Annotated in this window: 3 protein-coding genes; all 3 read right to left on the bottom strand. The window is 66.6% G+C overall.

Annotated features, from left to right (window positions below):
* Positions 1-205: 205 nt before the first annotated feature.
* Positions 206-643, bottom strand: coding sequence for a cupin domain-containing protein (locus tag ACFVJQ_RS45815; protein WP_385791921.1), 438 nt, complete (start codon positions 641-643; stop codon positions 206-208).
* A gap of 295 nt (positions 644-938) precedes the next feature.
* Entirely contained in the window at positions 939-2,072 is a 1,134-nt protein-coding gene (locus ACFVJQ_RS45810; protein ID WP_385791919.1) for an IS630 family transposase, read from the bottom strand.
* Positions 2,073-2,152: 80 nt separating this feature from the next.
* Positions 2,153-2,506 carry an antibiotic biosynthesis monooxygenase family protein gene (locus tag ACFVJQ_RS45805; RefSeq protein ID WP_385791917.1) on the bottom strand — a complete coding sequence of 118 codons (354 nt, stop codon included), beginning with the start codon at positions 2,504-2,506 and terminating at the stop codon, positions 2,153-2,155.
* Positions 2,507-2,633: the final 127 nt, after the last annotated feature.

Genomic DNA, 2,633 nt, shown 5'->3' with positions numbered 1-2,633 from the left:
CTAGTGCCGTATCAGGCAACGTTTGCCCTGTTGTGATGTGACGCGCCGCTCGGGTGCTGGCGCAGGGGGTGCGTCACCATGGGTCTGTCCGGGCGGCAGAACGTGTGCGGGTTGGTGAGATCGATGACGATGAAGGCCGGCCGTTGCTGCAAGCCCGGCACCGGGATCGGTGTTCCGGGCTCCGCGCCCCTGCCGATCTCGCGGGTCAGCCTTCGGAGGGACGCGGGGCGCGCAGGTGCGCCCGTTCCTTCAGCTCCTCCTCGTCGACCACCGTGAGCATCGGCTGACCCGGCGCGCACACCATGGTCACCAGGAACTTGGTCGGTGCGTCCGACAGGGCGTTGCCGTCCTGGTAGTGGATCACGTCACCGCCTGGCTCCCAGAACGTCTCACCGGCCTCGACCACACGCTCCGGCTCACCCTCGAGCTCGAACCGGAGCGCGCCCTCCATCACGTACCCGAACGCCGGGCCCGAGTGGCGATGCGGAGGGAGCCCGGGGTGACCGGGAGGCCACTCGACGAGGATGGTCATTCCCGAACCACCTTCGGGAAAGAAGGGCGGAGTGACTTCCTGCAGCAACTGGACTTCGGACGGCAAGGAGCCCTCGTGGGAGGTCCCGTGATCTGGGTTCTTCTCTGACATGTACCACACCTCTGTAAGCCTGCCCGGAATGGACTATCTTGCGTCGGCCACCACATTCCGGACCGGTGTACCGACCCACTCGTTCGGCGGTGACCAAGTTCGCCGGTTCCCGGCTCACACAACTTGCTTCGCGAAGAGGACAAGCCACGGCCCGCATCCGTGACAGACCGTGTGCCTTCTGCCTCGCCCACACGGTCTCGAGACCACCCTGCCTCCCGTCGGCGGCCGCCACAATCCGGGAGCCAACGTTCGAGACCGCATCGCACCATGTCATCGGCGGGCATCTAATGCCGCATCAGGCAACGTTCGCCCTGTTCACGACCTCGCGGAGGCGGCTGTCTGCTGCGTGCTTGTTCCGCCAGATGATGTAGCGACGGATCATGCTGCCCTGCTCCTTGTGGCTGGCGTGGTCGGTACCGTCCAGTGCGAAGTAGCGCAGGGCGGTGAACTGGGCCTCGATGCGGTTCAGCCAGGAGCTGTTGGTCGGTGTGTAGGCGAACTCGACGTTGTTGGCCGCAGCCCAGTCGCCGACCCGGGTGTCCTTCTTCGTGGTCAGGTGCGGGGAGAAGTTGTCCAGCACGATCGCGATCCGGATGTGCGGCGGGTAGAGGCTGCGCAGGTAGCGGCAGAACTGAAGGAACCTCGTCCGGTTCTTCTTCGGCTTGATGTGGCCGTAGAGCTTGTCCTTGCTCAGGTCCAAGGCGGCGAGCAGGTGCCGGACCCCGTGCGGGCGGGTGTAGGTCGCCCGTCGGCGGGGCCGGGGCTCCCGGTCGGGGTCCTTGTGCCGTCCGCCGCGCTCGGCCCACTGTCGCCCGGGGTGGGGCTGGAGGTTGAGCGGGCCGAACTCGTCGAGGCATAAGACGACGTCCGGTTCGCCGTCCTCGGGGATGACCTCGCCGTCGGCGATCGCATAGAGGTGCTCGACGCGGGCCTTCTTGGCGGTGTAGTCGGGGTCGCGGGAGGTCTTCCAGGTCTTCACGCGTTGAAACGACACGCCCTCCTCGCGGAGCAGGATGCGCAGGCCCTCGTGGCTGATGTCGTCGACCACCCCCTCGGCGACCAGGAAGTCGGCCAGCTTGGCCCGGCTCCAGGTCGAAAACGGCAGGCCGTGCTCGACCGGCTTAGACTTGGCGATCTTCTTGATCTCGCGGCGTTCCGGCAGGGTGAACGTCCTCGGTCGCCCGCCCTTGTACTTGGGGTAGAGCGCCTCGAAGCCGTCGGTGTTGAAGTTGTGGATCACGTCCCGGACCCGGTCCGCGCTGGTGAACGTCACCTCGGCGATCTTCGCAACGGGCATGCCCTGCGCGGACAGCAGCACCATCTGGGCCCGCCGCCAGGTCACCACCGAGCCGGTGCCCCTGCGGATGATCCGCAGCAGGCGCTGGCCCTCGTCGTCATCGATCTCGCGGACGCGTACTCGTTCTGCCACCCGGACAGCCTGGCGGGACGGCGCTTGCCGGACCAGGAGGTGACCTCGGTTGGTCAGCCTGCTGTCGGGCTCTGCGGGACCTACGCTCGCATGAACCCGTGGCTCCGCTCCACTTTCGCCACATGCAGCGTGTAGCTCTGGTACCACTCGGCTTGCCCACGCTTTTGCGCCGCGCGGTGCTCGGCGTTGCACCGCCACTCCGTGAGGGCGTCGGCGTCGCGGAAGTACCCGACGGTGATGCCCAGCCCACCAGGAGTCTGCGCGTGGTCCATCCCCAGGAACCCAGGGACGTCCTTCACCAGGTCTTCCATGCGTGCGTTGGTCTCGCTGTAGCCGCTCTGGTCCTGGGTTCGCACCGTAGTGAAGACAGCCACGTAGTAGGGGGGTTCATAGGCCTCGACGGGCGCGACAGGCGCTACCGAGTGATCGCTCATGGCGCCACCGTAAGGCGGGATGCGCCCAACGATCCAGCGTCTTTCCTGAACGGGATACATGAGGGATCGGGCTCTCGACCAAAGCCGTCTGAGCTCTCCCCCAGCTCCCGGAAACGGCCACGAGCCT

The sequence above is a fragment of the Streptomyces sp. NPDC127197 genome (assembly GCF_042672405.1).
GTDB classification, from domain to species: Bacteria; Actinomycetota; Actinomycetes; order Streptomycetales; family Streptomycetaceae; genus Streptomyces; species Streptomyces flavusporus.
The sequence above is the reverse complement of the archived record's forward strand: the minus strand, read 5'-3'. Positions and strand labels throughout refer to the sequence as shown.